At 65.6% G+C, this 24,137-nt stretch carries 23 protein-coding genes; 21 read left to right on the top strand and 2 right to left on the bottom strand.

The window, feature by feature from the left end; all coding sequences use genetic code 11:
• Positions 1–2 precede the first annotated feature (2 nt).
• From N2603_RS29790 to N2603_RS29765, 6 genes are all read left to right on the top strand, one after another.
• A complete protein-coding gene (locus N2603_RS29790) occupies positions 3–1,082 on the top strand; it encodes an aldose epimerase family protein (RefSeq protein WP_260384936.1) in 1,080 nt (359 codons plus the stop codon).
• On the top strand, positions 1,082–1,960 hold the full coding sequence (locus N2603_RS29785; RefSeq protein WP_026312760.1) for an SMP-30/gluconolactonase/LRE family protein: 879 nt from the start codon (positions 1,082–1,084) through the stop codon (positions 1,958–1,960). The genes N2603_RS29790 and N2603_RS29785 overlap by 1 nt, the downstream gene beginning before the upstream one ends.
• Positions 1,961–2,031: 71 nt before the next feature.
• Positions 2,032–3,105, top strand: coding sequence for a multiple monosaccharide ABC transporter substrate-binding protein (gene chvE, locus N2603_RS29780; protein WP_018647693.1), 1,074 nt, complete (start codon positions 2,032–2,034; stop codon positions 3,103–3,105).
• A gap of 113 nt (positions 3,106–3,218) precedes the next feature.
• The gene (gene mmsA / locus N2603_RS29775; RefSeq protein WP_018647692.1) at positions 3,219–4,790 is read left to right on the top strand and encodes a multiple monosaccharide ABC transporter ATP-binding protein; all 1,572 of its coding nucleotides are present in this window, start codon (positions 3,219–3,221) and stop codon (positions 4,788–4,790) included.
• Positions 4,787–5,977: a multiple monosaccharide ABC transporter permease gene (mmsB, locus tag N2603_RS29770; RefSeq protein WP_018647691.1), complete on the top strand. Its 1,191-nt coding sequence runs from the start codon at positions 4,787–4,789 to the stop codon at positions 5,975–5,977. The genes mmsA and mmsB overlap by 4 nt, the downstream gene beginning before the upstream one ends.
• A 479-nt stretch (positions 5,978–6,456) precedes the next feature.
• On the top strand, positions 6,457–7,674 hold the full coding sequence (locus N2603_RS29765) for a sensor histidine kinase (protein ID WP_145831317.1): 1,218 nt from the start codon (positions 6,457–6,459) through the stop codon (positions 7,672–7,674).
• Positions 7,675–7,701: 27 nt separating this feature from the next.
• On the opposite strand, the gene N2603_RS29760 is transcribed toward N2603_RS29765, so the two are convergent.
• The gene (locus N2603_RS29760) at positions 7,702–7,857 is read right to left on the bottom strand and encodes a hypothetical protein (protein ID WP_167526305.1); all 156 of its coding nucleotides are present in this window, start codon (positions 7,855–7,857) and stop codon (positions 7,702–7,704) included.
• 164 nt (positions 7,858–8,021) lie between these two features.
• On the opposite strand from N2603_RS29760, the gene N2603_RS29755 reads away from it, so the two are divergent.
• The 15 genes from N2603_RS29755 (at position 8,022) to N2603_RS29685 (ending at position 23,179) form a co-directional block, all read left to right on the top strand.
• Complete coding sequence (locus tag N2603_RS29755; RefSeq protein ID WP_260384935.1) at positions 8,022–8,597, top strand: cytochrome c oxidase subunit 3 family protein; 576 nt, start codon at positions 8,022–8,024, stop codon at positions 8,595–8,597.
• Positions 8,597–8,860: a cytochrome C oxidase subunit IV family protein gene (locus N2603_RS29750; protein WP_260384934.1), complete on the top strand. Its 264-nt coding sequence runs from the start codon at positions 8,597–8,599 to the stop codon at positions 8,858–8,860. The genes N2603_RS29755 and N2603_RS29750 overlap by 1 nt, the downstream gene beginning before the upstream one ends.
• Before the next feature lie 95 nt (positions 8,861–8,955).
• Positions 8,956–9,408: a c-type cytochrome gene (locus tag N2603_RS29745; protein ID WP_018647685.1), complete on the top strand. Its 453-nt coding sequence runs from the start codon at positions 8,956–8,958 to the stop codon at positions 9,406–9,408.
• Positions 9,409–9,448: 40 nt separating this feature from the next.
• Complete coding sequence (locus N2603_RS29740; protein WP_260384933.1) at positions 9,449–10,795, top strand: cbb3-type cytochrome c oxidase subunit I; 1,347 nt, start codon at positions 9,449–9,451, stop codon at positions 10,793–10,795.
• A gap of 62 nt (positions 10,796–10,857) precedes the next feature.
• Entirely contained in the window at positions 10,858–11,670 is an 813-nt protein-coding gene (locus N2603_RS29735) for a CbbQ/NirQ/NorQ/GpvN family protein (RefSeq protein WP_260384932.1), read from the top strand.
• 10 nt (positions 11,671–11,680) lie between these two features.
• A complete protein-coding gene (locus N2603_RS29730; RefSeq protein ID WP_260384931.1) occupies positions 11,681–13,597 on the top strand; it encodes a nitric oxide reductase activation protein NorD in 1,917 nt (638 codons plus the stop codon).
• A 66-nt stretch (positions 13,598–13,663) separates the two neighbouring features.
• Entirely contained in the window at positions 13,664–14,326 is a 663-nt protein-coding gene (locus N2603_RS29725; protein ID WP_260384930.1) for an HAD family hydrolase, read from the top strand.
• Between the two features lie 6 nt (positions 14,327–14,332).
• Entirely contained in the window at positions 14,333–15,283 is a 951-nt protein-coding gene (locus tag N2603_RS29720; protein ID WP_260384929.1) for a sugar-binding transcriptional regulator, read from the top strand.
• 327 nt (positions 15,284–15,610) lie between these two features.
• Entirely contained in the window at positions 15,611–16,921 is a 1,311-nt protein-coding gene (locus N2603_RS29715) for an ABC transporter substrate-binding protein (RefSeq protein WP_260384928.1), read from the top strand.
• An 88-nt stretch (positions 16,922–17,009) separates the two neighbouring features.
• Positions 17,010–17,882 (top strand): carbohydrate ABC transporter permease, encoded by an 873-nt coding sequence (locus tag N2603_RS29710; protein WP_018647678.1) that lies wholly within the window; start codon positions 17,010–17,012, stop codon positions 17,880–17,882.
• Positions 17,883–17,886: 4 nt separating this feature from the next.
• Complete coding sequence (locus tag N2603_RS29705; protein WP_018647677.1) at positions 17,887–18,717, top strand: carbohydrate ABC transporter permease; 831 nt, start codon at positions 17,887–17,889, stop codon at positions 18,715–18,717.
• Between the two features lie 10 nt (positions 18,718–18,727).
• A complete protein-coding gene (locus N2603_RS29700) occupies positions 18,728–19,735 on the top strand; it encodes an ABC transporter ATP-binding protein (RefSeq protein ID WP_018647676.1) in 1,008 nt (335 codons plus the stop codon).
• A gap of 41 nt (positions 19,736–19,776) precedes the next feature.
• The gene (locus N2603_RS29695; RefSeq protein WP_260384927.1) at positions 19,777–20,550 is read left to right on the top strand and encodes an SDR family NAD(P)-dependent oxidoreductase; all 774 of its coding nucleotides are present in this window, start codon (positions 19,777–19,779) and stop codon (positions 20,548–20,550) included.
• A gap of 40 nt (positions 20,551–20,590) precedes the next feature.
• Positions 20,591–22,237 carry an FGGY-family carbohydrate kinase gene (locus tag N2603_RS29690; RefSeq protein WP_260384926.1) on the top strand — a complete coding sequence of 549 codons (1,647 nt, stop codon included), beginning with the start codon at positions 20,591–20,593 and terminating at the stop codon, positions 22,235–22,237.
• Between the two features lie 6 nt (positions 22,238–22,243).
• Positions 22,244–23,179: a carbohydrate kinase family protein gene (locus N2603_RS29685; protein ID WP_260384925.1), complete on the top strand. Its 936-nt coding sequence runs from the start codon at positions 22,244–22,246 to the stop codon at positions 23,177–23,179.
• A 3-nt stretch (positions 23,180–23,182) separates the two neighbouring features.
• On the opposite strand, the gene N2603_RS29680 is transcribed toward N2603_RS29685, so the two are convergent.
• Complete coding sequence (locus N2603_RS29680; protein ID WP_260384924.1) at positions 23,183–24,070, bottom strand: LysR family transcriptional regulator; 888 nt, start codon at positions 24,068–24,070, stop codon at positions 23,183–23,185.
• Positions 24,071–24,137 lie beyond the last annotated feature (67 nt).

Raw genomic sequence — 24,137 nt, 5'->3', positions numbered from 1 at the left:
ACATGGCCGGCTCAAGGAAAATAGAAAAGGACGTCTTCGGAGCACTGCCCGACGGCCGCAAGGTCGAACGCATCGTGCTGCGCGGGCAGGGCGGCTTCGAGGCTCGCATCATCACCCATGGCGCGGTGATCCAGGCGCTGATCGCGCCTGATACCAAAGGTGGTTACGACGACGTCGTGCTTGGCCATGACGACTTCGCCGGCTATCTCGCTGAACGGAAGTTCTTGGGCGCCACCGTGGGCCGCTATGCCAACCGCATCGCAAAGGGACAATTCTCGCTCGACGGCGAGACGGTGCAGCTTCCGGTCAACAACGGTCCAAACGCTCTGCACGGCGGCCTCGACGGCTTCGATCGCAAGCTCTGGGAGATTGCCGCAATCGACGAGGGCGCCGAGCCCGCGGTGACGCTCACCTATTCCAGTCCGCATGGTGAGGAGAATTATCCCGGCAAGCTCGACGTCCGCCTGACCTATCGCATCACGGGCCCGACCGAGCTGTCGCTGGCGATGGAAGCGCGAACCGACCGGCCGACCATCGTCAACCTGACCAACCATAGCTTCTTCAATCTGGAAGGCGCCACGTCAGGCACGTCCATTCTCGACCATCGCTTGACGGTCGCGGCCGAGCATTTCCTCGCCATCGATCCCACCGCCATTCCGCTGCCGGAGCCGCCGCGCGCCGTGGCCGGCACGCCGTTCGACTTCCGCCATCCGCACGCCGTCGGGGAGCGCATCCGCGAAAGCGATCCGCAATTGCGCAACGGCAGGGGCTACGACCACACCTATTGCCTCGGCCGCGATGGCATGCTTGCGCTCGCAGCGCGGCTGGAGGCACCGCGCTCGGGACGCGTCATGGAGCTGCTCACCAATCAGCCCGGGCTTCAGGTCTATTCCGGCAACTACCTCGACGGCACGATCTCGGGCAAGGGCGGCAAGCTGATCCGGCAGTCGGACGCCATGTGCCTGGAGCCGCACATCTGGCCCGACGCACCGAACCGGCCGGACTTTCCGAGCCCGCGCCTCGATCCCGGCCAGATCTATCGGCATCACACCGTCTATCGCTTTGGAGTGAGGGCGTCATGATGGAACAGGTGCCGACCTCGGTTCTATCCGCCGAGCAATGCCATCTGGGAGAGGGGCCGACCTATGATGCGACCACCGACACCGCCTGGTGGTTCGATATCCGCGAAGGCAAGCTGTTCGAGGCGCAGCTCGGTAGCGGCTCTGTCCGTATCCACGCGCTCGGCCGGATGGCGAGCGCGCTCGGGCGCATCGACGCCGAGCGGCAGTTGATCGTGGCGGAAGACGGGCTCTATATCCGCAAGCTCGCGGACGGCGCCATGACGTTGTTCTGTCCGCTCGAGGCGGACAACCCGGCGACGCGCTCAAACGATTGCCGCGTGCACCAGTCCGGCACATTCTGGATCGGCACCATGGGCAAGAAGGCCGAGCCGAAGGCGGGGGCGATCTACGCGCTCCATCGCGGCAAGATCTCGACGCTGTTTCCCGGCATCAGCATTCCCAATTCGATCTGCTTCTCGCCCGATGGCGCCACCGGCTATTTCACCGATACCCCGCGCGCCATGCTCTACGCCGTCCCGCTCAACCCCGCGACCGGCCTGCCGCGCGGCGAGCCCGAGGTGCTGCTGCGCCACAGCGGCATCGGCGGCCTCGATGGCTCGGTGTGCGACGCCGATGGGCAGATCTGGAATGCCTGCTGGGGCGCGAGCCGCGTCGATGTCTACTCGCCGCAAGGCGAGCGCCTGCGCTCGATCGGCGTGCCGGCGAAGCAGGCGAGTTGCCCGGCCTTCGTCGGCCCCGACCTGTCGCGCCTGCTCGTCACCTCGGCCTGGCAGGACATGGACGCGGCGGCACGCGCCGCCGATCCGCAAGCCGGCTGCACCTTCCTGCTCGAAGCATCCGCGCGCGGTCGCGCGGAGCCCGATGTCAAGCTCGCATAGGAGACCCCAAGCAACCGACCTCCGTTCTCGACGACACGAAGAAACAGTCTGACACCCAAAGGGAGTGAAACATGCTGAAACTGAAGACCACATTCCTCGCGCTGGCGCTGGCCGGCGCTGCGACGATGGCCACGGGCCTGTCTGCCACCGCGCAGGACAAGGCAACCGTCGGCATTTCCATGCCGACCAAATCGTCGGCGCGCTGGATCGACGACGGCAACAACATGGTCAAGGTGCTGAAGGAGCGCGGCTACAACACCGACCTGCAATATGCCGAGGACGACATTCCGAACCAGCTCTCGCAGGTCGAGAACATGGTGACCAAGGGCGCCAAGGCGCTGGTGATCGCCGCGATCGACGGCACCACGCTGTCCGACGTGCTCAAGCAGGCGAAAGCAAAGGGAATCACCGTGATCGCCTATGACCGCCTGATCCGCGGAACGCCGAACGTCGACTATTACGCGACCTTCGACAATTTCCAGGTCGGCGTGCTCCAGGCGGAGTCGCTCGTGCAGGGCCTCGGCCTGAAGGACGGCAAGGGCCCGTTCAACATCGAGCTGTTCGGCGGCTCGCCCGACGACAACAACGCCTACTTCTTCTACAACGGTGCGATGAGCGTGCTGAAGCCGTACATCGACAGCGGCAAGCTCGTCGTCGTGTCCGGCCAGATGGGCATGGACAAGGTCGCGACCCTGCGCTGGGACGGCGCCACCGCCCAGGCCCGCATGGACAATCTGCTCAGCGCCTACTACGGCAACAAGAAGGTCAACGCCGTGCTGTCGCCGTATGACGGCCTCTCGATCGGCATCATCTCCTCGCTGAAGGGCGTCGGCTACGGCAGCGCCGACCAGCCGATGCCTGTTATCTCGGGCCAGGACGCCGAGGTGCCGTCGATCAAGGCCATGCTGCGCGGCGACCAGTACTCGACCATCTTCAAGGACACCCGCGACCTCGCCAAGGTGACCGCCGACATGGTCGACGCCGCTCTTGCCGGCAAGCAGGTGACGGTCAACGACAGCAAGACCTACGAGAACGGCGTCAAGACCGTGCCGTCCTATCTGCTCAAGCCGGTCGTGGTCTACAAGGACAATTGGGAGAAGACGCTGGTCGACAGCGGCTACTACAAGAAGTCGCAGTTCCAGTAAGAGTTGCTACTCCGTCATTCCGGGGCGATGCGCAGCATCGAACCCGGAATCTCGAGGTTCCGGGTTCGCCCTTCGGGCGCCCCGGAACGACGGCGATTTAGGGACATGACACAATGACCGCCATGCTGGAGATGCAGAACGTCAGCAAGAGCTTTGCCGGTGTGCAGGCGCTGCGTGACGTCAATTTCTCGGTTCAGGCCGGGCAGATCCACGCCCTCGTCGGCGAGAACGGCGCCGGCAAGTCGACGCTGATGAAGGTGCTGAGCGGCGTCTATCCGGCGGGCAGCTACGAGGGCACCATCGTCTTCGAGGGCGAGGAACGCCGCTTCCGTGACATCAACGATTCCGAGGCGCTCGGCATCATCATCATCCACCAGGAGCTGGCGCTGATCCCCTTGATGTCGATCGCCGAAAACATCTTCCTGTCGCATCCGCCGTCGAAGTTCGGCGTGATCGACCGCGACGAGGTCTACCGGCGCACGCGCGAGCTGCTGGCGCAGGTCGGCCTGAGGGAATCGCCGGATACGCTGATCACAGATCTCGGCGTCGGCAAGCAGCAGCTGGTCGAGATCGCCAAGGCGCTCTCCAAGCGCGTGCGCATGCTGATCCTGGATGAGCCGACCGCGAGCCTCAACGAGGCCGACAGCGCCGCGCTGCTCGAACGCCTCATGGCCTTCCGCGAGCAGGGCATCGGATCGATCCTGATCTCGCACAAGCTCAACGAGGTCGCCAAGGTCGCCGACCACATCACCGTGCTGCGTGACGGCCGCACCGTCGACAGCATCGACTGCCGTGCCGAGCCGATCCAGGAAGACCGCATCATCCGCAGCATGGTCAACCGGGATATGGCGCACCGTTTCCCGGAGCGTAGCGTGACGATCGGCGAGCCCGTGCTCGACGTCGCGAACTGGTCGGTCTATCACCCCATCCATCCCGAGCGGCAGGTGATCAAGAACGTTAATTTCGGCGTCAGGCGCGGCGAGGTCGTCGGCATTGCCGGCCTGATGGGGGCGGGGCGCACCGAATTCGCCATGAGCCTGTTCGGCCGCTCCTGGGGCACCAATATCAGCGGCAGCATCAAGCTCGAAGGCCGCGAGATCGCGCTGCCGAGCGTTGCCGCGGCGATCGATGCCGGCCTTGCCTATGTTACCGAGGACCGCAAGCAGCTCGGCCTGATCCTTGCCGACGACGTCCGCAAGAACATCACGCTGGCGAGCCTTGACCAGGTCGCGCCGGGCAGGGTGATCGACGACATCGCCGAGCTGAAGGTCGCCAGCGACTACCGCAACCGCATGCGCATCCGCTGCTCCGACGTCTACCAGGAGACCGGCCAGCTCTCCGGCGGTAACCAGCAGAAGGTGGTGCTGTCGAAATGGCTGATGACCGATCCCAAGGTCCTGATCCTGGACGAGCCGACAAGGGGCATCGACGTCGGTGCCAAATACGAGATTTACTGTATCATCAACGAGCTGGCGGAAGCCGGCCGCGGCGTCGTGGTGATCTCCTCGGAGATGCCCGAGCTGCTCGGCATCTGCGACCGCATCTGCGTCATGAACGACGGCGCCTTCGTCGGTGAGTTCAAGGGCGCTGAAGCGACACAGGAAAAGATCATGCGCGCCATCATGCGCAACGAACGAAGCAACAGCGTGCCTGAGGCCGCGGAGATGGGAGGATCGCAGCCATGACCGACAAGACGGTTTCGCTGCCCGAGGAGCGCCGGCACGGCAGCTTCATCAAGAACAATCTGCGCAATTACGGCATGCTGATCTCGCTGATCGCGATCATGCTGTTTTTCCAGGTCATGACCGGCGGGACCCTGCTCCAGCCGCTCAACCTCACCAATCTGGTCCTCCAGAACAGCTACATCGTCATCATGGCGCTGGGTATGCTGCTGGTGATCGTCACCGGCCATATCGACCTCTCGGTCGGCTCGGTCGCGGGCTTCATCGGCGCCGTGGCCGCGCTTCTCATGGTGACCTACAAGGTCGACTACACGCTCGCCTTCATCGCCTGCCTCGCGCTCGGCGCCGCCATCGGCGCGGCGCAGGGCTATTGGGTGGCCTACTTCAAGATCCCGTCCTTCATCGTCACGCTGGCGGGCATGCTGGTGTTCAAGGGTCTTGCGCTTGCGGTGCTGCAGGGCCAGTCGCTCGGGCCGTTCCCGCCGACCTTCCAGAAGCTGTCCTCCGGCTTCATTCCGGAGCTGCTGCCCGAGGCCGGCACGCTGCATCCGACGTCAATGCTGATCGGCGCCGTGCTCGCGCTCGGTCTCGTCTATGCCAGCGCCAAGGGGCGGTCGCGCGAGCAGTCGCACGGCATCGAGGTCGAGCCTTACGCGTTCTTCCTCGGCAAGAGCATTCTGCTCGCCTGCGCCGTGCTCTATTTCACCTATCTGATCGCCTCGCATCGCGGCCTGCCCAACGTGCTGGTGATCATGACCGCGCTGATCGCGCTCTACGGCTTCGTCACCCGCCGCACCGTGATCGGCCGGCAGATCTACGCGGTCGGCGGCAACGCCAAGGCGGCCAGCCTGTCGGGCATCAAGACCGAGCGGCTGACCTTCCTCACCTTCGTCAACATGGGCGTGCTCGCCGCGCTCGCCGGCCTCGTCTTCGCCGCGCGGCTGAACACCGCAACGCCGAAGGCCGGCCTCGGCTTCGAGCTCGACGTCATCGCCGCCTGCTTCATCGGCGGCGCCTCGGCCTATGGCGGCGTCGGGCGCGTCGGCGGCGCCGTGGTCGGCGCCATGATCATGGGCGTCATGAACAACGGCATGTCCATCCTCGGCATCGGTATCGACTACCAGCAGGTCATCAAGGGCCTGGTGCTGCTGGGAGCGGTGTGCATCGACGTGTATAACCAGCGAAGGTAGGCGTAAAATCACGTCGCGGAGGTGAGGCTCTGGCGCCGCCCGCGCCAGGCGGTTACAATTTTCGTCGATTTCGATCACGGCTTCGGCATCGCGACCGGGTCCGCTGCCTCGCGATGACCATGATTTGGGGGCTAGATTCGGGGGGGCCGAGCAGGGCACGGGCAGGGCAGCACCAGTGGCGGCTCATATCCGCGAGATGACGGACGACGAATTTGAGGGGCGGCTTCGCATCCTCGTGCGGATCGTTTCCGTCTGCACCTTGGGGCTCTGCTCCTTTGCTGCAGGTTTGTTGATCGGGGCCTTTGTTCTGTTCTGATCAAGGCGATTCACGCCAAGCCTCGGAGAGAGAGGCGCCGGCGCACCTTCTTGATCTAGATCAACTGGCAACGAGTTTCGCGCGAATTTCATGCGGTTGGCGCAAGTGATTACGGGGAACCTGAGTGGCGCGTACAGTGGGGTCATCGCCGGCTTCGGAGGTGATGCTGGTCTCGACGTTGCCGGCGTTGCAGCTGATCTACGACACTGCCCCGATCGGGCTGGCCTGTCTGTCACCGGACTGCCGCTATTTGCTGATCAACCAGCGTCTGACTGAAATCTGCGGCATATCCGTCGAAGGCCATCTTGGGCACACGGTCAGGGACTGCGTGCCGGCCCTGGCGGATTCCGTCGAGCAGATTGTGCGCTCGATCGTCGCGACGGGCGAGCCGGTGATCGGTATCGAGGTGGCGGGGCAGCGGGCCGATCAGGTCGAGGAGCGCTCCTGGGTCACCTATTGGCACCCGCTGCGAATGCCGGACGGCGAGATCGTCGCGGTCAACGTGGCGGCGGAGGAGATCACCGAACGCAAGCGCGCCGAGCGGGAGGTTCGCAGCGCCAGGGACGCCGCTGAGACCGCGCTTCGCCATCTACGCGATATCCAGGACACCCTGATCGAGGCGGAAAAGCTGGCGGCGCTCGGGCACATGGTCGCCGGTGTCGCGCACGAGATCAACACACCGCTGGGCAGCAGCCTGACGGTCGCCTCGACGCTCCAGCGCAAGGCCCAGCAGTTCGCCGCGGAGGTCGCGCGAGGCAATCTCAAGCGTTCGACATTGACGGGTTTTCTGGAGCTGGTGGGCGATGCCTCGGCGCAGCTGGTCAACAATCTCGGCCGCGCCGCCGAACGAGTGCAGTCCTTCAAGCAGGTGGCGGCCGATCAGACCCGGTCACACCGGCGCAGCTTCGATGCGGGTGAACTGACCGGCCAGGTTCTCTCCCAGTTCGAGCGGCAGCTGCGCACGCGCGACATCGCGCTTGGCCTGCGCTGCGAGCCAAAGTTGGCCATGGACAGCTATCCGGGTCCGTTCGGGCAGGTGCTCACCAATCTCGCCGTCAATGCGATGACGCATGCCTTCGCTGGCGGCGGAGGAGGGAAGATCGACGTCTCGCTGCGCGCGGCAGGCCACGGGCATATCGAGCTGCTGTTTGCCGACGACGGTTGCGGCATGGCGCCCGACGTGGAGCGGCGGGCCTTCGATCCTTTCTTCACCACACGCCGACATGACGGCGCGAGCGGCCTTGGCCTGCACATCGTGCACAGCATCGTCGTGGATCGATTGGGCGGACAACTCCGGCTCGAAAGCAAGCCCGGCGAGGGTACGCGGATTCAGCTGGTCCTGCCGAGAACGGCGCCCGATCGGCGATCGGGCGAGAGCTGATCGCGCCCCCGATCCGCGGCGTCCGGGTTACTGGGTCGTGAACAGCACCGTCGCGATCGCGACGGAGAGGCTTACCGCCGACGCGGTCGCGACCGTCGACAGCACCCCCATGCGCCGGAGCGCGATGGCGAAGGCGATGATGATGGGTGTCGCCGTCATCAGCCCGATCTGTGCATCGCTCATTTCGTCACTCCCTGGGAACTCTGAGCCCTTCGTAGCGCGTTCCGGCCCGCCGGACGTTGCGTCGGCGCAAACAACGCGCTCCGGCGTTCTCCAGTTTGTCCTGCGACAAATTCCGAACTGGACGGGCGAGCTAAGCCTTTCCGGTGTCCTGATCCGGAAAGACGATGTCGACGGCGGAGTGCGAACAACAGGGAACCGGTTGGGGAATTCTGGAGGATCTCCCCGGCGATCCCATGATCTGGGTGCTGATCTTCAGCGAGCTCATGGCCTTCGGCCTGTTCCTCGGCGCCTTCGTGGTTGCGCGCGCGATCCATCCGGCGGTGTTCGCAGCCGGGCAGGCGACGCTCGATACGAATCTCGCCGGCCTCAACACCGTCGTGCTGGTGACCAGCGGCTGGGCTGCGGCCCGGGCCACGAAAGCCGCGCGGGCCAGCGAGAGGCGGGCGTCGCGCCGCTGGCTCCTCGGTGCGATGGCGCTGGGAGGCCTCTTCATTGCGATTAAGCTCGCCGAATACGCCGAAGAGATCGGGCGCGGCGTCGGGCTCGAAACCAGCCCGTTCTTCACGCTCTACTTCCTCCTGACCGGCTTTCATCTGCTGCATGTCGGTCTCGGCATCATCATCCTCGCCGTGGTCTGCCACCGCGCTGAGGTCTCCGGCGTCGAGACGGGCGCCGCGTTCTGGCACATGGTCGATCTGGTCTGGATCGTCATATTCCCGATCCTTTATCTGGTGCGCTGATGAATCTGGATCGCCTCGACATCGCCTGGCTCGTGCTGATCGGCCTCGCGCTCGCAACGATCGCGCTGCCGCCGTTGATGCCGCGGCCGCTGCTCGGCAACGCCCTGTTGCTGGCCTTGGCCGCGCTCAAGGGCCACCGGATCGCGCTCGACTTCATGGACCTTCGCGCCGTGCCCGCGCTCTGGCGCGGTCTCGTCAGCGCCTGGATCCTGATCGTGCTGCTGCTCGCCTGGCTCACCTCCGCCGTCGTCGCCCTGATCTGACGCGCTCATTGCGCCCTGACAAAGAACGGGCCGGGCCAATCGGCAATAAATCGCAGCATCGCATTTCTTCAGGAAACAACCGGAAAGGATTGGCAATGGCTGAACGCCTGACCAAGTCGGCCGCTCGAAACGTGTTCTACGGCGGCTCGGCCTTTTTCTTCGCCATCTTCATAGGGCTGACGGCGCACAGCCATTACTACATGGCCACGAGCTCGACCGACGCGACAACGCTGACCTCATCGGTCGCCCGCGGCAAGCATGTCTGGGAGAAGAACTCCTGCATCAACTGCCACACGCTGCTGGGCGAGGGCGCCTATTTCGCGCCCGAGGTCGGCAACGTCTGGGATCGCTGGGGCGGCAAGGAGGATCCGGCCGGCGCGCGCGAGACGCTGAAGGCCTGGATGCAGGCGCAGCCCTCGGGCGCACCGGGCCGGCGGCAGATGCCGCAGTTCAACCTAACCGACCAGGAGCTCAACGATCTCGCCGACTTCCTGCAATGGACCTCGACGATCAAGCGCCAGGAATGGCCGCCGAACAAGGCGGGCTAGAGCACGCGACTTTCCTCTTTCAAGACTAGAGAGACCCGAGATGAAATACCAAACCCAGAACGTCGCGATGCTGTATTTCTACGGCGCGCTGACGCTGTTCCTGGCCCAGGTCCTGTTCGGCCTGCTCGCCGGAACCATCTACGTCCTGCCCAACACGCTCTCGACCCTCCTGCCGTTCAACATCGTCAGGATGATCCATACCAACGCGTTGATCGTGTGGTCGCTGATCGGCTTCATGGGCGCGACCTATTTCCTGCTGCCCGAGGAAACCGAGACCGAGCTTTTCAGCCCGCTGCTCGCGAAGATCCAGTTCTGGATGTTCTTCGGCGCCGCGGGCGTCGCCGTGGTCGGCTATCTCTTCCACTACCACGAAGGCCGCGAATTCCTCGAGCAGCCCTTTATCATCAAGGTCGGCATCGTTGTCGTCTGCCTGATGTTCCTGTTCAACGTCACCATGACGGCGCTGAAGGGGCGCAAGACCACGGTCACCAACATTCTGCTGTTCGGCCTGTGGGGCGTTGCGATCTTCTTCCTGTTCGCCTTCTACAATCCGGCGAACCTCGCGGTCGACAAGATGTACTGGTGGTATGTCGTCCACCTCTGGGTCGAGGGCGTCTGGGAGCTGATCATGGCCTCCGTGCTCGCCTATCTCATGATCAAGCTCAACGGCATCGACCGCGAGGTCGTGGAGAAGTGGCTCTACGTCATCATCGGCCTTGCGCTGTTCTCCGGCATCCTCGGCACCGGCCATCACTTCTACTGGATCGGCGCGCCCGGCTACTGGCAGTGGATCGGCTCGCTGTTCTCCACGCTCGAGGTTGCGCCGTTCTTCACCATGGTGATCTTCACGGTGCAGATGACCTGGAAGGCCGGCCGCAAGCATCCGAACCGCGCCGCGCTGCTGTGGTCGGTCGGCTGCTCGGTGATGGCGTTCCTGGGGGCCGGCGTCTGGGGCTTCCTGCACACGCTGTCCTCGGTGAACTACTACACCCATGGCACCCAGGTCACCGCCGCGCACGGCCATCTCGCCTTCTTCGGCGCTTACGTGATGCTGAACCTGTCCGTGATGGCCTACGCGATCCCGCAGCTCAAGGGACGTGCGCCCTATAACCAGTGGCTCAGCATGGCGAGCTTCTGGATCATGTGCACGGCCATGATGACCATGACCTTCGCGCTGACCTTCGCCGGTGTGATCCAGGTCCATCTGCAGCGCATCCTCGGCCAGAGCTACATGGACGTGCAGGACCAGCTCGCGTTCTTCTACTGGATCCGGCTCGGCTCCGGCGTGTTCGTCGCGATCTCCGCGCTGATGTTCGTGTGGGCCGTGCTGGTGCCCGGCCGAGAGAAGACGGCAGCCATTCCGGCCGCGTTGCAACCGGCCGAGTAAACGCACATGGCGGCCGCGGTTCGCCGCGGCCACCGTCTCAATGTGAATTGCGGAGAATGACCATGAAAGCTGCCCTCCACGCCGTCACTGCGCCGGCACCGGCGCTGCCGCCCTATGTCGCCAGCGGCAATGAATGCGCGCTGTTCGAGCAAGCCTGGCGGCATCAGCTTCCGGTCCTGCTGAAGGGACCGACCGGCTGCGGCAAGACCCGCTTCGTCGCGCATATGGCGGCACGGCTGGGTCTGCCGCTCCACACCGTCGCCTGCCACGACGATCTCACCGCGGCCGATCTCACCGGCCGCTATCTCTTGCGGGGCGGCGACACCGTGTGGACCGATGGTCCTTTGACGCGGGCGGTGCGCGAGGGCGGCATCTGCTATCTCGACGAGGTCGTGGAGGCGCGCAAGGACGTCACCGTCGTGCTGCATCCCCTGACCGACGACCGCCGCATCCTGCCGCTGGAGCGCACCGGCGAGGAGCTCGCCGCGCCCAACAGCTTCATGCTCGTGGTCTCCTACAACCCCGGCTACCAGACGCTGCTGAAGGCGCTGAAGCCCTCGACGCGACAGCGCTTCGTCGCCATCGAATTCGGTTTCCTGCCGCCAGAGCAGGAGATCGCGGTGGTCACGGCCGAGAGCGGGCTGTCGCCGGATCGCGTGCGGCCGCTGGTTGCACTGGCCGGCCGGCTGCGCGCGCTGAAGGGCCACGATCTCGAGGAGGGCGTCTCGACCCGCCTCGTCGTCTATTGCGCCACGTTGATTGCCGCCGGCATGCCGATTGCCGATGCCGTGCTCGCCGGCATGATCGAGCCGCTGACCGACGATGCCGACGTCAAGGCGGCGCTGCTCGACGTCGCACGTGCCGTGATCGGGTGAGGCGGGTCCCATGCTCGACTTCCTCGAACTGGAGGAGACGGTTGGCCGTGCCTGGCATCGGATGGTCGGCGGCACCGCCAGCTATCCGGTTCATGCCGATCATGCGGTCTCGCTTGCCGAGATGAGAAGCAGGCTCGCGGTAATGTTCCGCGCGCTCGGTGGCGAGACCGGCGTGCAGATCGCGAGCGCCGGCGCGCGCAAGTCCAGCCATCGGCTCGGCTGGCGGCAACGCATCGGTCTCGGCGACGAGCGCCTCGAACAGCCGGGCCGCGACGCCGCAACCATCTTCCTGCCGGACAGCATCGCGATTTTCGCCGACCGCGAGCTCAATGCATGCCTCTATCGCTGGCTCGCGGCCTGGTTCGCGGTCGCGCCGATCGAGGCGATCACCGAGACCGATCCGCTCCGGCGCGATCTGCTCGTGCTGCGCCGCGCCGCGGAAACGGCGGTTTTCGTGCTCATGCAGTTTCCCGGGCTCGTCGCCGACTACGCGCAGCTTGCCGCGGCGACCGCCGAGGCCCGGCCGCGGCGCCCACTGCCGCGCATCGAGCAGGAGATCGAGCAGATCGTTCTCGCCCTGCTCGGTGCCGGACCTGCGCCCGCAGGACAATTGTGGCCGGCGATGATGGGAACGGCGCCGCTGCCGGACAAGGCGCCGCCGGGCTATCATCCGATCCTGCCGTGTCCGCTATGGGGCGATTGCTGGACGCGCGAGCTCACGCCCGCACATGCGGGTGAGGACGAGTGTGCTGCTGGTGCGGAGCCCGCCAGCGAGGACAATCGCAAGCGCTTCGCCGTGCGCGAGCGCGAGGACGGCGCCAACCGCCGCGATCCCTTCGTGCTCAACCGCTTCGAAAAAATCCTGGCGATGGCCGAGATGGTCAATGTCGATCGCCCCGCGGACGACAGCGAGGACGAGGACGCGCAGAAGGCGGCCGACGACCTGGAGGAGATCACGCTCAGCCGCCGCACCGGCAAGCCGGCGAGCCGCTTCAAGTTCGATCTCGACCTGCCGCCGGAGGCGCTCGATGCCTCGCGCCTGAATGCGGAGCTGACCTATTCCGAATGGGATTATCGCAGCAGCTCCTATCTGCCCGATCATTGCCGCGTGCTCGCAGCTCCGGCTTCGGAGACCGGAGAAAGCTGGACGCCTGACGAGACCATGCGCCGGCACATCCGCCAGGTGCGCCGTCGCTTCGAGGTCTTGCGGCCGCGCCATGAATTGATGCGGGCCCAGGCCCACGGGCACGACCTCGACCTCGACGCGCTGGTGCGCGCGAGGTGTGACCTTCGCGCCGGCAGCAGCGCTGGTCTCGATCGTGTCCACATGGCGATGCGGCCGCAAGGGCACGATCTCGCCGTCACGCTGCTGGTCGACGTCTCGCTCTCGACCGATGCCTGGGCCAATGGCTACCGCGTGCTCGACGTCGAGAAGGAGGCGCTGCTGGTGCTTGCGCACGGGCTGTCCGCCTGCGGCGATCACCACAGCATCCTGACCTTCACCTCGCGCCGGCGCTCCTGGGTGCGGCTCGAAACGGTCAAGGCGTTCGGCGAGCCGATGAGCGGCGTGGTCGAGCGCCGCATCGGCGCGCTCAAGCCAGGCTATTACACGCGGATCGGCGCGGCGGTCCGCCACGCCTCCGCCGAGCTTGCGCGCCAGCCGCAGCGCAAGAAGCTGCTGCTCATCCTCACCGACGGCAAGCCGAACGACGTCGACCATTATGAGGGGCGCTTTGCGCTCGAAGACACCAGGAAGTCGGTGCAGGAGGCGCGCCGGCTCGGCATCGCGGTGTTCGGCGTGACGATCGACGCGGCGGCGCAATCCTATTTTCCGACGCTGTTCGGCCGCAGCGGCTATGCCATCGTCGGAAACATCAAGCGACTGCCCGCGGCGCTGCCGGCGATCTACCGGCAGGTGGCCCATTAAACCAGTCGAACCAACGTTCCCGAGTGAACTATTGCTCATCGCATGGGTATATGATCGAATGGGCGGATGGACCAAATCCGGTCGAAACCCGATCTCATCATCTTTGACTGCGACGGCGTGCTCGTCGACAGCGAGCTGCTGAGTTGCCGGTGCTTGTCCGAGGTGCTGGCGGAGTTCGATTTCGAGCTCAGCCTGGAGCAGGCGCTCGAGCTGTTTCTGGGCCGCAGCACGGCCGCGATCGGACAGTATTATCGCGAGCGTGGACGAACACTACCCGATGAATTCCTGCCGCGCCTGAAGGCGCGCGTGCGTGAGACCTTTGCGAAGTCGCTCCAGCCAATCCCCGAGGTCGCCACCATTCTATCCGCGCTGAAGGCACCGCGCTGCGTCGCCTCGTCCAGCGATCTCGATCGTGTCTCGCTGTCGTTGGACGTGACTGGCCTCGCGTCGCATTTCGACGGCCGGCTCTATACCGCGCAAATGGTCAAGCACGGTAAACCCGCACCGGACCTCTTTCTCCACGCCGCCGAAATGATGCGCGCCGACCCCTCGCGCACGCTGGTGATCGAGGACAGCGTCAGCGGCGTGCAGGCGGGCAAGGCGGCCGGCATGACCGTCTGGGGATTTGTCGGCGGCGGCCATTATCGCAGCCGCGACGGCCGGGCTATATTGTCGGCCGCCGGGGCCGATCGGGTCTTCGCGCGCATGAGCGATTTCTGGGAGATGTGAGCCCGCATGGCCGCCGAGAACGACAAGTCGAGACTCGACGACGCCGCGCGTGCCGGCTGGCTCTATTTCATTGCCGGCCACACCCAGGACGAGATCGCAAAAATGCTCCAGGTCTCGCGCGCCTCGGCGCAGCGGCTGGTCTCGCTGTGCCTCGCCGAACGGCTGATCACCTTCCGGCTCGAACATCCCATCGCCGCCTGCATGGAGCTGGCGGCCCGTCTGAAGGAACGGTTCGACCTCGTTCATTGCGAGGTGGTGCCGGCCGATTCTGCCGCGCCGCAGGCAACCGCAGGCATTGCCGAGCGCTGCGCCAATCTGCTCGATTCCACGCTGCGCTCGGAGACGCCCGTCATCGTCGCGCTCGGCACGGGCAGGGCGGTGCGTGCCGCGGTCGAGCGCGTCACGCCGATCGACCGGCCCAATCACCAGATCGTCTCGCTGGTCGGCAACATCTCCGCCGACGGCTCGGCGAGCTTCTACGACACCGTCGGCCGGCTCGCCGATCGCACCGGCGCGCGGCACTATCCGATGCCGCTGCCCTTCCTGATGTCGTCGGAGGACGAGCGCAACAGGATGGTGCGCATCGAGCCGATTGCCAAGGTGAAGGCGGTCGCGGCCAGGGCCGATTTGCGCCTCGTCGGCATCGGCCAGATGGATCAGAAGGCGCAGGTGCACGTCGACGGCTTCGTCACCCGCGACGAATTGTTCGAGATGATGCGCCTGGGAGCGATCGGCGAGATCACCGGCTGGGCCTATGATGCGAAGGGCCGCCTGCTCAAGGCCGGCACCAACAAGCGCCTCACCAGCATCCCGCCCGAAGTGCCGGCAAAGACCACGACCATCGGCGCCGCCGTCGGCGCAGCCAAGGTGGCGGCGATCTCTGCGGCGTTGAGCGGGGGCCTGATCAACGGCCTGATCACGGACGAGGCGACGGCGAGGGCGATTCTGGAGCGGTAGGCCGGAGCTGGCACGGCAGCGGGACTCCGCTCCCTCTCCCGCTTGCGGGAGAGGGCTGGGGAGAGGGTCTTTCCGCTGGCAAGACTCCCCAAGAGGAGCAAGCCCTCACCCGGATCGCATCTGTCGATGCGATGCGACCTCTCCCGCAAGCGGGAGAGGTGGAGCAAGCCGCGCCATCTGCTTCCATTCACTTCCACCCCTCCCGCACCGCAGCACTCATAAGTTGCTGGAACGCCCGCGCGCCTGCTTGACAAGCACCGTCCCTCCGTTGAACATACGCCCAACGCGTGGGCATATGCTCAAAAGCGCGAATTGAGGGAGGTCACCGTGAAACATGTCCTCGGCGCCGTCTGCGGCGCGTCTGTCCTGTTGGCCGTCCCCGCGATGGCCGAAACGACCCTGACCATCGCCACCGTCAACAATGGCGACATGATCCGCATGCAGGGGCTGACGGGTGAGTTCACCAAGAAGAACCCTGATATCGCCGTGAAATGGGTGACGCTGGAGGAGAACGTGCTGCGCCAGCGCGTCACCACCGACATCGCCACCAAGGGCGGCCAGTTCGACGTCCTCACCATCGGCACCTATGAGGTGCCGATCTGGGCCAAGAAGGGTTGGCTGGTGCCGCTGGCCAATCTCGGCGCCGATTACGACGTCGCCGACCTCCTGCCGAAGATCAAGGACGCGGTCTCCGCCGACGGCAAGCTCTATGCCGCGCCCTTCTACGGCGAGAGCTCGATGGTGATGTATCGCACCGATCTGTTCGAGAAGGCCGGCCTGAAGATGCCGGAAAAGCCGACCTGGGACTTCGTCATCGACGCCGCCAAGAAGCTGACCGACAAGAACGCCGGCACTTACGGCATTTGCCTGCGCGGCAAGGCGGGCTGGGGCGAGAACATGGCCTTCCTCTCGGCGATGGCCAATTCCTACGGCGCGCGCTGGTTCGACGAAAAATGGGAGCCGCAGTTCAACACGCCGGAATGGAAGACGACGCTCACGACCTACGTGAACCTGATGAAGGAAGCCGGCCCGCCCGGCGCGAGCTCCAACGGCTTCAACGAGAATCTGGCGTTGTTCAACGCCGGCAAATGCGCGATGTGGATCGACGCCACGGTCGCGGCGTCCTTTGTCACCAACCCGAAGGACTCCAAGGTCGCCGACAAGGTCGGCTTCGCGCTCGCGCCCAACACCGGGCTCGGCAAGAACGCCAACTGGCTGTGGGCCTGGAATCTCGCAATCCCCGCCGGCTCCAAGAAGACGGAAGCCGCCGAGAAGTTCATCGCCTGGGCAACCAGCAAGGACTACACCAAGCTGGTGGCGTCGAAGGAGGGCTGGGCCAACGTGCCGCCGGGCACGCGCACCTCGCTCTACCAGAACGATGAGTACCTGAAGGTCGCGCCGTTCGCCAAGCTGACGCTGGCCTCGATCGACGCCGCTGACCCCAACAAGCCGACGGTGAAGCCCGTTCCCTACGTCGGCGTGCAATACGCCGCGATCCCCGAATTCCAGGGCATCGGCACCCAGGTCGGCCAGCAGTTCTCGGCTGCGCTCGCGGGGTCGATGACGGTCGATGCCGCGCTCACCGCGGCGCAATCGGCAACCGAGCGCGAGATGAAGCGCGCCGGCTACATCAAGTGAGCTCTCCCTCCTGAGCTCAAACTGGCGGCCATCCTCCAGCCCAGCCCCGGATGGATGGCCGCCTTCTTCCCGCCAACGGAGCGCGCGGATGGCAACCCGGCAGACGCAATTCCTCGCGAGGTCGCTGCTGACCCCGGCCGTCGGATTGCTGTTCATCTGGATGATCGTCCCGCTCGCGCTGACGCTCTATTTCTCGACGCTGCATTACAGCCTGCTCGATCCCGGCTCCGAGGCCTTTATTGGCCTGGAGAACTTTCGCTACTTCCTCACCGATCCCGCCTTCCTCGCCTCGCTCCAGAACACGCTGGTGCTGGTTGGCTCGGTGCTGGCGCTGACCATCCTGCTCGGCATTCCGCTGGCGCTGCTGCTCGACCAGCCCGTGATCGGGCGCAATTTCGTGCGGCTGATGGTGATCGCGCCGTTCTTCGTGATGCCGACCGTGAGCGCGCTGGTCTGGAAGAACCTCTTGATGCACCCGGTGTCCGGCCTGTTCGCCTGGCTCGCAAAACTGGTCGGACTGACGCCGGTCGACTGGTTCAACGACGTGCCGCTGTTCTCTGTGATCCTGATCGTGGCCTGGCAATGGCTGCCGTTCGCGACGCTGATCCTGCTCACCGCGCTGCAGTCGCTCGATGAAGAGCAGAAGGAGGCGGCTGAGATGGATGGCGCGAGTGCGGTCTCCACCTTCATCTACATCACGCTGCCGCACCTGGCGCGCCCCATCACGGTGGTGATCCTGATCGAGACCATCTTCCTGCTCACCGTCTTTGCAGAGATCTACGTCACCACGGGCGGTGGCCCCGGGCTGTCGACCACCAACATCGCCTTCCTGATCTATGCGCAGGCGCTGATCCAGTTCGATGTCGGCAGCGCCTCGGCCGGCGGCCTCGTCGCGGTTGTGATCGCCAACATCGTCGCCTTCTTCCTCGTCCGCATCGTCGGCCGCAACCTGGAGGCCTGAAGTCATGGCACGCATGGCGACGAGACAGCGGGTGGTCATATCGACGATCGGGGCCTGGCTGTTCGGCTTCCTGATCTTCTTCCCGATCCTGTGGATGGTGCTGGCGAGCTTCAAGACCGAGCTCGAGGCCTTCGCCATTCCGCCCTCGTTCCTGTTCTTCCACTGGACCCTGGAAAACTACGCGACCGTGCAGGAGCGCAGCGACTATTTCCACCACGCGATGAACTCGATCATCATCGCCGGCGGCTCGACGCTGATCGCGCTGCTGATCGCGATCCCGGCGGCCTGGTCGATGGCGTTCTCGCCGACCAAGCGCACCAAGGACATCCTGCTCTGGATGCTCTCGACCAAGATGATGCCGCCGGTCGGCGTGCTGGTGCCGATCTACCTGATCTTCAAGACGTTCGGCCTGCTCGATTCCCGCATCGGCCTCGTCTTCATCCTTTGCCTCGGAAATCTGCCGATCGTGATCTGGATGCTCTTCACCTATTTCAAGGAGATCCCGCGCGACATCCTGGAGGCCGCGCGCATGGACGGCGCCACGATCGGCCGCGAGCTGGTCTATGTGCTGACGCCGATGGCGATCCCGGGCCTCGCCTCGACCTTGCTGCTCAATCTGATCCTGGCCTGGAACGAGGCGTTCTGGACGCTGAACCTGTCTACCTCGAACGCCGCGCCGCTCACCACGTTCATCGCGTCCTATTCGAGCCCGGAAGGGCTGTTCTGGGCAAAACTGTCGGCGGCCTCGACGCTGGCAATCGCGCCCATTCTCGTCCTCGGTTGGTTCAGCCAGAAGCAGCTCGTGCGCGGGCTCACCTTTGGCGCGGTGAAGTAAGGGGGCTGCCATGGGTCAGATCACACTTCAGGGCGTGCAGAAATCCTTCGGCCCCGTGCACATCATCAAGGGCGCCGACCTCGACATCGCCGACGGCTCCTTCGTGGTGTTCGTCGGTCCCTCCGGCTGCGGCAAGACCACGCTGCTGCGGCTGATCGCGGGGCTCGAGGACGTCAGCGGCGGCAAGATCCTGATCGACGGCAAGAACGTCGTCGATACGCCCCCGGCCAAGCGCGGGCTGTCGATGGTGTTCCAGTCCTATGCGCTCTATCCGCATATGAGCGTGCGCGGCAATATCGGCTTCGGCCTGAAGATGGCGGGCCTTGCCAAGGACGAGATCAACCGCAAGGTCGAGGCCGCCGCCGCGACGCTGAACCTTTCGCCTTATCTCGACCGCAAGCCGCGCGAGCTCTCCGGCGGCCAGCGCCAGCGCGTCGCGATCGGGCGCGCCATCGTCCGCGAGCCCAAGGCGTTCCTGTTCGACGAGCCGCTCTCCAACCTCGATGCAGCCTTGCGCGTGCAGATGCGCATCGAGGTGACGCGGCTGCAGAAGCAGCTCGGCACCACTGCGATCTACGTCACCCACGACCAGGTCGAGGCCATGACCATGGCCGACAAGATCGTCGTGCTCAACGGCGGCAAGATCGAGCAATATGGCTCGCCGCTGGAGCTTTACGAGCGGCCGGCCAATCTCTTCGTCGCCGGCTTCATCGGGTCGCCCAAGATGAACTTTGTCACCGGTGAGCTCGCCTTGCAGAAGGGGGCGGCGACGATTGGTGTACGGCCGGAACATCTGAAGATCGAGCGCGACGGCGGAGGCGGCTGGCAGGGAACGATCGCGGTCGCCGAGCATCTCGGCAGCGACACCTTCCTTTATGTCGATGCCGGGCCACTCGGCATGCTGACCGCGCGCTACATTGGCGAATTGAGCCTGCATGCCGGCGACCGCGTCTCGCTGGTGCCGGACCCCCAGCGCATTCACCGCTTCGACGACGGCGGCAATGCCCTTCGAGGCTAACAAGAAACGGCAAGACAACGGCAAGAAACGGAAAGACCACCATGTACCTGGAAAAATTCAGATTGAACGGGAAGACCGCGTTCATCACCGGCGGCGGGCAGGGCATCGGCCTTGGCTGCGCCGAGGCGCTGGCCGAGGCCGGCGCCCGGGTCATCATCGGCGACCGCGACAGCAAGATCGCCGACAGCGCCAAAGCCGGCCTGAAGGCGAAGGGTTTTGACGTCGAGACCGCGATCATGGACGTCACCGACACCAAGCGGGTGGCCGACGTCGCGAACGACCTCGTCGCCCGCCACGGCAGGGTCGACATCCTCGTCAACAATGCCGGCATCGCGCGCAGCGAGACGCCGGCGGAGACCGTCACCGACGAGCACTGGCTCAACGTCATCGACGTCAATCTCAACGGCACCTTCTGGTGCTGCCGCGAGTTCGGCAAGCACATGCTGAAGGCGAAAAGCGGCGCCATCGTCAATGTCGGCTCGATGTCGGGCTTCATCGTCAACAAGCCGCAGGAGCAGTGCTTCTACAACGCCTCCAAGGCCGCAGTGCACCACCTGACCAAGTCGCTGGCCGCGGAATGGGGCGCACGGGGCATTCGCGTCAATGCGGTGGCGCCGACCTATATCGAGACCCCACTGAACGCCTTCGTGAAGAGCAATCCAAAAATGTACGACGCCTGGATCGGCGGAACCCCGATGGCGCGGATGGGGCAAGTCGAGGAGATCGCCTCCGTCGTGCTGTTCCTGTCGTCGGAGGCCGCGAGCCTGATGACCGGCAGCATCGTGCTGGTGGATGGCGGCTACACTTGCTGGTAGGCTTATCGTCAAAACTGACGGAAAGCGACCGGGAGCGACAATGCCGCGAGCGTATATCGGCGTCGACGTGGGGACCACGAGCACGCGGGCAGGGGTGTTTGACGAGGCAGGAACCTTGCTCGCGACCGCCCGGCATCCGATCAGGATCTGGCACGAGGCCGGCGACATCGTCGAGCAGTCTTCCGAGGACATCTGGGACGCCTGCGTCAAATCGGTGCGCGCGGCCGTGGCGGAAGCGGCGATTGCGCCCGACAGCATCGGCGGCATCGGTTTTGACGCCACCTGTTCCCTCGTGGTGCTTGATCCGCAGGGCGAGCCGCTCACCGTCAGCGCCTCCGGCGATAAGCAGCGCAACGTCATCGTCTGGATGGACCATCGCGCCATTGCCGAAGCGCGGCTGATCAACGAGACCGAGGACGCCGTGCTGCGCTATGTCGGCGGCTCGATCTCGCCCGAGATGGAGATGCCGAAGCTCTTGTGGCTGAAGCGGCATCTGCGCGCGAGTTTTGACGCCGCAGGTCACTTCTTCGATCTGGCGGACTATCTGACCTGGCGCGCGACCGGTTCGCTGCAGCGTTCGACCTGCACCGTCACCTGCAAGTGGAACTATCTGGCGCATGACGGCGGCGGCTGGAGCGCGCCGTTCTTCAAGCGCATCGGTCTGTCCGACTTCGTCGCCGAAAAATACGCCCGCATCGGCACCGACATCGTTGCGCCCGGCACCCGCGTCGGCACAGGCCTCACGTCGGCAGCCGCAGCCGAGCTCGGCCTGACGCCGGGCACCCCGGTCGGCGCCTCCCTGATCGACGCCCATGCCGGCGGCATCGGCGCGATCGGCGGCCGCGATGGCTCGGGCGGCGCGAGCGAGGTCAGCGACCGGCTCGCCTACATCATGGGAACGTCGGCCTGCATCATGGCGACGACGAAGGAGCCGTGCTTCGTGCCGGGCGTGTGGGGGCCCTATTATTCCGGCATGGTGCCGGAGTTCTGGCTCAACGAAGGCGGCCAGTCGGCCGCGGGCGCGGCGATCGACCACCTGCTCAAGTCGCATCCCGGCCACACTGATGCGAGCGCGGCGGCGCGCAGCGAAGGCCTCGACCTGATCGAGTTCCTCGAGCGCCGCATCATCGCACGCGCCGGCGATGCCAGCCGCGCCGCGCTGCTCGCCCGCGATGTCCATGTACTGCCCGAATTCATCGGCAACCGCTCGCCCTATGCCGATCCCGACACGCGCGCGGTGATCGCCGGTCTCGATCTCGACACCGACATCGCCTCGATGGAGCGGCTGTTCGTCGCCGGCCTCTGCGGTCTTGCCTATGGCCTTGCCGAGGTGATCGAGGCCTTTGCCGCGCATGGGGTCCGCTCCAGCCTCATGATCATGGGCGGCGGCGCCAGCCGCAGCCCGCTGGTGCGGCAGATCATGGCGGATACCACGGGCCTCACCGTCGCGCTGCCGCAAACCAAGGAGCCGGTGCTGCTGGGCGCCGCGATGCTCGGGGCGGTGGCCGGCGGCGCCTATGCCTCGATCGGCGAGACCATGGCCAAGATGTCGGCGCTCGGGCGCAAGAGCGAGCCGACCGCGCCCGACATGGCCGCATTTCACACGCGCAAGCGCGAGGTCTACAAGCTGCTGCGCGAGGTCGATCGCGGCAGCCGTGCCGCGATGGCCGGCATCGCCAGAGGTTGAAGAGACATGCTGATTGCTAGCGGCGATGCGCTGATCGATTTCGTGCCGACGCGAAACACGGAAGGACGCGAGGCGGTGATGCCCGCGGTCGGCGGCTCCTGCCTCAACGTCGCGATCGGCATGGCGCGGCTGGGCGCGCCGACCGGCTTCGTCGGCGGCATCTCGACCGACCTGTTCGGACGGATGATCGAAGACCACGCAACCGCCTCGAATGTCGCACTCGATCTCGCCACCCGCAGCGACCGCCAGACCACGCTCGCCTTCGTCCGCATCGTCGCGGGCGAGTCGCACTATGCCTTCTATGACGCCGAAACCGCGACGCGGAGCTGGACCTACCGGCGCGGGAGCATTCCTTTCGATACGGTCGAGGCCGTCCATGTCGGCTCGACTACGCTCGTCAACGACCAGGGCGCCGCCGAGACGAAGGCGCTGATCGCGGATGCGCGTGCATCGTCCACGATCTCCTTCGATCCGAACTGCCGGCCCAACCTCGTCAAGGACAAGCCGGCCTATCTCGCGCGCATGGCCGAGTTCGGCGCCTCTGCCGATCTCATCAAGATGTCCGACGTCGATTTCGGCTATCTCTTCGGAGACGAGCCGTATCAGCAGCGGGCGAGCGCGCTGCTGGGGCAGGGCACGAGCCTCGTCGTCATCACCCGCGGCAACAACGGCGCCATCGCCTGGCACGCAGCCACAGGGCAGATCGAAGTGCAGGCACCAAAGGTCGAGGTCGCCGACACCATCGGCGCCGGCGACAGCTTTCAGGCCGCGCTGCTGTTCGCCCTGCACAAGCAGGGGCGCCTGGTCCGCGAGCGGCTCAAGGACATCAGCGCAGACGAGCTCCGCCGCGCGCTGTCCTTTGCCGCCAATTGCGCCGGGCTGACCTGCACCCGTCCGGGCGCCGATCCGCCCTGGAGCCACGAGGTCACCTGGAGCCTGTAGCCGTCACAACGCCGCGACGACCTTCTCGGCGCATTTCAGGAAGGTGCGGATCAGCGGGCTGTGCGAATCCCGCCGCCAGCAGACCGCGATGTCGAGGGAGTCGGTGGCATCGCGCAGCGGCCTGAACACGATGCCGCGCGGCGCGCCGAGCTGCGCGCAGGCGGGCAGGATGGCGAGGCCTTCGCCGGCGAGAACCAGGCTCATCGCCGAATGCACCGTCTCAACCCGGCTCGCGATCGGCATCACCACCTGGTGCCGGCGCAGCAGGGGGACCACGGCGGACGATGCGGGGCCATGGTCCGGATGTGGCAGCGCGATCAGCGGACGGCCGTGCAACCGGGCCATCGGCACGGAGCTGAGGCGCGCGAGCGGCGAGTTGGTCGGCATCGCCAGCATGAAGCGCTGCGTACCGATCCGCGCCACCTGGATCTCGGGATGGTTGATGGCCGGCATGCACAGCGCGACCGTGACGGTGCGATCGAGCACCCGGGCCTCGCGCGTCGAGGCGCTGAGCTCGGCGAAGTCGAGGTCGACACCGGGCACCGAGCGGCGCAGCTCGGGGATCAGCCGCGGCAGGATCGCATTGGCCAGCACGAACATGTAGCCGACTGAGAGCCGCCCGCGCCGGCCCGAGGCAACCGCGCGCGCGGCCTCGATGCCGTCGGCCGCCAGCGCCAGCGCTTCGCTGGCGCGCACCAGCAGCGCCTGGCCCGCTTCGGTCAGGTCCATGCCGCGGGTGCCGCGGCGGAACAGCGGTGCGCCGACCTCGGCCTCCAGCTTGCGGATCTGCACCGAGAGCGGCGGTTGCGCCATCCGCAGCCGTTCGGCGGCCTTGCCGACGCTGCGCGCCTCGGCCACGGCGACGAAATAGCGGAGCCGGCGGAGATCCATTGGCATACCGAAAACGTATGGGTTGGCGACCAAAATCGTATTGGACGGCGAGTTAACAAAACTGTCA

The sequence above is a fragment of the Bradyrhizobium huanghuaihaiense genome (assembly GCF_025200885.1).
GTDB lineage: Bacteria > Pseudomonadota > Alphaproteobacteria > Rhizobiales > Xanthobacteraceae > Bradyrhizobium > Bradyrhizobium huanghuaihaiense.
The sequence above is the reverse complement of the archived record's forward strand: the minus strand, read 5'-3'. Positions and strand labels throughout refer to the sequence as shown.